This is a genomic window from Noviherbaspirillum denitrificans, assembly GCF_002211445.1.
Taxonomy (GTDB): Bacteria; Pseudomonadota; Gammaproteobacteria; order Burkholderiales; family Burkholderiaceae_D; genus Noviherbaspirillum; species Noviherbaspirillum denitrificans.
The window spans coordinates 1,228,299-1,233,994 of record NZ_LSTO01000001.1; the positions used below are offsets into that span (position 1 = coordinate 1,228,299).

At 62.5% G+C, this 5,696-nt stretch carries 6 protein-coding genes; all 6 read left to right on the forward strand.

All coding sequences use genetic code 11. From position 1 onward, the window contains the following. Window positions 1-628, forward strand: a 628-nt coding sequence (locus AYR66_RS06105; RefSeq protein WP_088709633.1) for an SDR family NAD(P)-dependent oxidoreductase, incomplete at its 5' end; no start/stop codon positions are given. Beyond that, window positions 625-1,827, forward strand: a complete 1,203-nt coding sequence (locus AYR66_RS06110) for a CaiB/BaiF CoA transferase family protein (RefSeq protein WP_088706786.1) — start codon at window positions 625-627, stop codon at window positions 1,825-1,827. The genes AYR66_RS06105 and AYR66_RS06110, both read left to right, overlap by 4 nt. Window positions 1,828-1,850: 23 nt before the next feature. Further along, a complete protein-coding gene (locus AYR66_RS06115) occupies window positions 1,851-3,479 on the forward strand; it encodes an acetate--CoA ligase (protein ID WP_206047075.1) in 1,629 nt (542 codons plus the stop codon). A 100-nt stretch (window positions 3,480-3,579) separates the two neighbouring features. Then, window positions 3,580-4,350: an ABC transporter ATP-binding protein gene (locus tag AYR66_RS06120; protein ID WP_088706788.1), complete on the forward strand. Its 771-nt coding sequence runs from the start codon at window positions 3,580-3,582 to the stop codon at window positions 4,348-4,350. Further along, window positions 4,347-5,057: an ABC transporter ATP-binding protein gene (locus AYR66_RS06125; protein WP_088706789.1), complete on the forward strand. Its 711-nt coding sequence runs from the start codon at window positions 4,347-4,349 to the stop codon at window positions 5,055-5,057. Before AYR66_RS06120 ends, AYR66_RS06125 begins: the two co-directional genes overlap by 4 nt. Before the next feature lie 9 nt (window positions 5,058-5,066). Beyond that, a partial coding sequence (locus AYR66_RS06130; RefSeq protein WP_141104173.1) for a branched-chain amino acid ABC transporter permease occupies window positions 5,067-5,696 on the forward strand: 630 nt, incomplete at its 3' end.

Genomic DNA, 5,696 nt, shown 5'->3' on the forward strand with positions numbered 1-5,696 from the left:
GGAAGCGGCAGAGGCAGCAGCCGCGAGGCTCGGCAGCGAGGCCGTCGGCTATGCGCTGGACGTCGCCTCGGAGGAATCGGTTTCGGCCTGCGCCATCCGGTTAAACAACGACCTGGGCGGTGTGGATGTGCTGGTCAACAACGCCGGCATCGATCCCCATTACGCCCGGCTGGAGAAGACCAGTTCGGCGTCGTGGCACGAAATTGTGCGCACCAATCTGGATGGCGTTTTCTATTGTTGCAAGTACTTCACGGCTGCCATGCTTGAAGAGAAAAAGGGAAGCGTCATCAACATTTCCTCGATCGCCGGCAAGGTGGGCCTCCGCCGCCAGGTGCCGTATTGCGCGACCAAGGGCGGCGTCGAGCAGATCACGCGCGCGCTGGCGCTCGACTGGGCCGACGCCGGGGTGCGGGTCAACGGTATCGGTTACGGCTTCATCAAGACCGACCTGACGTCGGCCATTACCGGCCACGAACACCTAGGCCCCCAATTGCTGGCGCGTACGCCGCTGGCGCGTTTCGGCAGCGTGGAGGAGGTCACCGGCGCAGCGATTTTTCTCGCGTCCGATGCCGCCTCATATATGACAGGACACACAATCATGGTAGATGGAGGATGGACAGCATCATGAGGACAACTGAACGCAAACAAGGCATGCAGGCGCTGCAGGGCATCCGCATCCTCGACCTGACCCGCCTGCTGCCGGGGGCAACCTGCACCATGCTCCTCGCCGATCTCGGCGCGGAAGTGCTAAAGGTGGAACAGCCGGGCGAGGGCGATTACAACCGCAGCTTCGAGCCGATCAACAAGAAGGAGTCCGGTTCCTTCCTGCTGCTGAACCGGAACAAGCGGAGCATCACCCTCAACCTGAAGCACGAAGAGGGCAAGGAAGTGTTTCGCCGCCTCGTGAAGGAATACGACGTCGTCGTCGAGGGTTTCCGCCCCGGCGTCATGGATAGGCTGGGCTTCGGCTATGAGGAATTGAAAAAACTCAATCCGCGAATCGTCGCCTGCTCGATCTCGGGATTCGGACAGAACGGCCCGCTGCGCATGGCATCCGGGCACGACCTGAACTACATGGCCTTGTCCGGCGCGCTGCAGCTCTTCGGCACGAAGGAGACCGGCCCCATTGTTCCGGGCCTGTCGATTGCCGACGTCGGCGGCGGTTCGCTGATGGCGGTCTATGGAATTCTCGCGGCGCTCATTGCACGCGACCGCCTGGGATCGGGACAGTACATCGACGTTTCCATGTTCGACGGTATCGTCACCTGGCTTGCCTTGCACGGCGCCGACTACCTGTTCGCAGGCATAGAACCGAAAGGCGGCGAACGGCCTTTCATTGGCGCTGCGCCCTGCTATAACGTCTACAAGTGCGGCGACGGCGGTGCGCTGTCCCTCGGCATCATCGAGGAGCATTTCTGGGAACGCCTGTGCGATGAAATCGGCGAGCCGGATTGGAAGGCCAGGCAGTGGGCCACCGGCGAGGACGCCAGGGTCCAGTTCGAGAAGCTGTCGGCACTGTTCCGGAGTGCCCCACGCGACGAATGGGTGCGCCGGCTTGAGGCCATCGACGTGCCGGTGGCGCCTGTCAACAGTGTGCAGGAAGCATTCGCGCATCCGCAAGCTGTCGCACGCGGATTGCTGTACGAATGCGAGCATCCGGTCGAGGGGAAGATTCCCCAGCTCGGCTTCCCGGTCAAGCTTTCGGGTACGCCGGCTGCCCATCGGCTGCCACCGCCCCTGCTGGGACAGCACACGGAAGAGGTCCTTGGATCCTTGGGGTACAGCGAGAGCGACATACGCACACTGCGTGAACGCGAGGCAATCTGAGTGCAGGATGCAGAGAGGAGATCATGAACATACCCGTAATGACAAGCTATGAAGCCGCCGTGCGCGACTTCAAATGGGACCTGCCCGAAAAATTCAATTTCGGCCGGGACGTGGTTGACGCGACAGCGGCTACCGATGACAGGCTGGCGCTGGTATGGACAAGCGACGATGCCCCGACGCGCAAATTCAATTTCTCGGACATCAGCGTGCGCAGCAGCCAAATCGCAGGCGCGTTGCGCCGCGCCGGAGTGAAAAAGGGAGACTGTGTCATTGTGCAGCTGCCGCGGATTCCCGAATGGCATTTGACCATGACGGCGTGTACGAAACTTGGCGCGATTGCCATTCCGTGCATCGAAATGCTGACCGCGAAGGACCTGGCTTACCGGATCGCACATTCGCAGGCGGCCGCCGTGGTGACCACGCCGGACAACACGCCCAAATACGAGGATGGCGCACCCGTCCGGGTGCGTGCCTGCTTCGGCAGCGTGCCGGGATGGATCTCCCTCGACAGCGAGGCTGCACGCGAGTCCGGCGCCTTCGAATGCGCCGATGTCGGCCTCGAGAATCCCGCCCTGATGCACTACACCTCAGGCTCGACCGGCAATCCCAAGGGCGTCCTGCACGCCTCGCGCGCACTGTTCGCGTGGCGGCTGTCGGCGATTTACTGGCAGGGCATCGGGCGCGGAGATCTCAACTGGTGCACCGCTGACACCGGATGGGCCAAGGCAGGCACCGGTGTGCTGTTCGCACCGTGGGGTGCCGGTTCCGCGGTGCTATTCCACCATGGCACCTTTGACCCGGCGCGCCGCCTGCAAATCATCCAGGAACACCGGGTGACCGCGTTCTGCGCCGCGGCCACCGAGTTCCGCCACATGATCCAGCTCGATCTTTCCGCCTACGATTTCTCATCCCTGAAGCGCTGCGTCTCCTCGGGCGAGGCAGTCAATCCGGAAATCGTCAAGCGCTGGAAGGAGCAGACCGGCGTCAACCTGTTCGACGGCTATGGCCAGACCGAGACGCTGATGACCATCCTGAACTACGAGCCGATGAAGGTAAAGCCGGGATCCATGGGCCGGCCCTTGCCGGGCACGCACTTCGAGATCCTCGGACCGGACGGAGAAATCCTCGGCCCCAACGCGATCGGGCAAATCGCGATGCGGCTGCCTTCTCCGCAGTTCATGCTCGGCTACTGGAACGATGCCGCCAAGACCCAGGAAAACATCCTGAAGTCAGGCGGGGTGTCGTACTGGATGACTGGCGACCTCGGATACCGGGACGAGGACGAATATTTCTTCTACACCGGCCGCAACGATGATGTGATCAGTTCAGCGGGTTACCGCATCGGCCCGAACGAAGTGGAGAACGCGCTGATCACGCATTCAGCTGTGGTTGAAGCCGCAGCCATCGGGAAGCCAGATGCCGAGCGGGGCGAGATCGTTAAGGCGTTCGTCATATTGCGTCATGGCTTCGTCCCCGACGAGGCGCTGGCCAAGGCCCTGCAGGAACACGTCAAGCGCACTACCGCGCCCTACAAATATCCCCGCGAGATCGAGTTCGTCACCGAACTCCCGAAGACGGCTTCAGGAAAGCTGCTGCGGCGGGTACTGCGCGACGGCGAGGCGAAGAAGTCCCGCGACGCGATGCGCGCCTGACATTCGGCCTCGCCGCAACAGCGGCGCCATCAACAACGAGTTAGCGCGATGCGTTTCCCGCAAGGGAGGAGGGCGCTCGCACTCATCGAGGAGACAAGAAGTGCAGAAAACACCCATCCTGTCGACCCGGGACCTGGGCAAAGCGTTTTTCGGATTCAGCGCGGTGCAGTCGGTCACGATCGATATCCATGAAGGCGGCATTCACGCCATCATCGGGCCGAACGGAGCAGGCAAGACGACGTTCTTCAACCTGCTTACCAAGTTCCTGACGCCCTCCTGCGGCACATTGCACTATCGCGGCCAGGACATCACCCGTTGGTCGCCGCAGCAGATCGCACGTGCCGGCATCGTCCGGTCGTTCCAGATCTCGTCCATCATCCCGACCGAGTCGGTGCTCGACAACGTCCGATTCGCGCTGATCCGCAACACGCCGTATTCGCACTGCTTCTGGCGCTCGAAGAAAGTGCTGGACCAGTTCAATGGCAAGGCCGAGCAGCTGCTGGAGAGCGTCGGTCTGCACGACAAGTCCGCATTGCCCGCGCGCGACCTGCCCTACGGCAAGAAGCGCGCGCTCGAACTCGCCACCACGCTCGCGCTCGAGCCGCAGGTGATGCTGCTCGACGAGCCGACGCAGGGACTGGGCCATGAAGACATCGATTCGATCGCGGCACTGATCAAGAAGGTGTCGGCCGGCCGGACCACGGTCGTGGTCGAGCACAACATGCGTGTCGTGTCCGGGATCAGCGACCGGGTGACGGTATTCCAGCGCGGTGCGGTGATCGCCGACGGCACCTATGAGGCCGTATCGCGGGATCCACGGGTACAAGAAGCGTATCTGGGCAGCGATATCGTGGAGGAGATGAGCGCATGAACCGTGCACCGATCCATCTTTCGATCCGCAACCTGAATGCCTTCTACGGCGAGTCGCATGTGCTGCACGGCATCAACCTGAACGTGCACCAGGGTGAAGTGGTGAGCATCCTCGGGCGAAACGGGGCAGGGCGCACTACGCTGCTGCGCGCCGTGATGGGCCTGATGCCGAGGGCCAGCGGGAGGATCATGCTCCAGGGTGCCGACATCCTCGGGATGCCGTCGCACCAGATTGTGCGACGCGGCGTCGGCTATTGCCCGGAAGAGCGTGGCATCTACGCATCTCTCACCTGTCTTGAAAACCTGATGCTCCCGCCGCGCATCGCCGACACAGGCATGAGCGAGGAAGAGATCGCCAGTCTGTTCCCGAACCTGAAGGAACGTTACGCCAGTCCGGGGACAAAGCTGTCCGGCGGCGAGCAGCAGATGCTGGCACTGGCACGGATCTTCCGCACTGGCGCGCGTCTGCTGCTGCTGGACGAGATTTCCGAGGGACTCGCGCCGGTCATCGTGCAATCCCTGGGCAATGCAGTACGCCAGCTCAAGCAGAAGGGTTTCACGGTAGTACTGGTCGAGCAGAACTTCCGTTTTTCGGAACGGCTGGCAGACCGGTTCTACGTACTGGAAGAGGGCAGTGTGGTGGCAGAGTTCACGCGCGACGAGCTGAATGCGCGGCGCGAGGAACTCTCGGGTTTGCTGGGTTTGTAGGAGGAGAAAATGGAATTTTCGGGAATATCGCTTCCCTTTGTGCTGAGCCAGCTTGTGCTCGGGCTGGTCAACGGAGGGTTCTATGCCGTGCTGGCGCTCGGGCTCGCCGTGATTTTCGGCCTGCTCGGCGTGGTGAATTTCGCGCATGGCACGATGTACATGCTGGGCGCGTATGTCGCGTGGTACGGGGCGGAAGAATTCGGCCTGTCGTTCTGGAACGCGCTATGGGTCGCGCCGCTGGTGGTCGGCGTCTTCGGAGCGCTGGTGGAGAAATCGATGCTGCGCCGCATTTATGGACTCGATCCGCTGTACGGCCTGCTGCTTACCTTCGGGCTGACGCTGATGCTTGAGGGAGCGTTCCGTTCGGTATTCGGTGTTTCGGGGCAGAACTACGCAACGCCCGACGTATTCCGCGAGGCGCTTGACTTCGGTTTCATGCGCCTGCCGGCTTACCGCGCGGCCGCAGTGGTATTCAGCGTCGCGGTCTGCGTGGTCCTCTGGCTGGCCATCGAAAAAACGCGGCTCGGGTCGCGGCTGCGCGCCGCTACCGAGAACGCGGGACGCACGCAGGCGCTGGGCATCAACGTCCCCGCCTATGTGACGGCGGTATTCGGCCTCGGCTCGGCGCTCGCCGCCCTG

What these genes read in the sequence shown, in the direction of transcription:
- AYR66_RS06115 (WP_206047075.1), top strand. Translation starts at nt 1,851, where the DNA reads ATGAACATACCCGTAATGACAAGCTATGAAGCCGCCGTGCGCGACTTC.
- AYR66_RS06125 (WP_088706789.1), top strand. Translation starts at nt 4,347, where the DNA reads ATGAACCGTGCACCGATCCATCTTTCGATCCGCAACCTGAATGCCTTC.
- AYR66_RS06110 (WP_088706786.1), top strand. Translation starts at nt 625, where the DNA reads ATGAGGACAACTGAACGCAAACAAGGCATGCAGGCGCTGCAGGGCATC.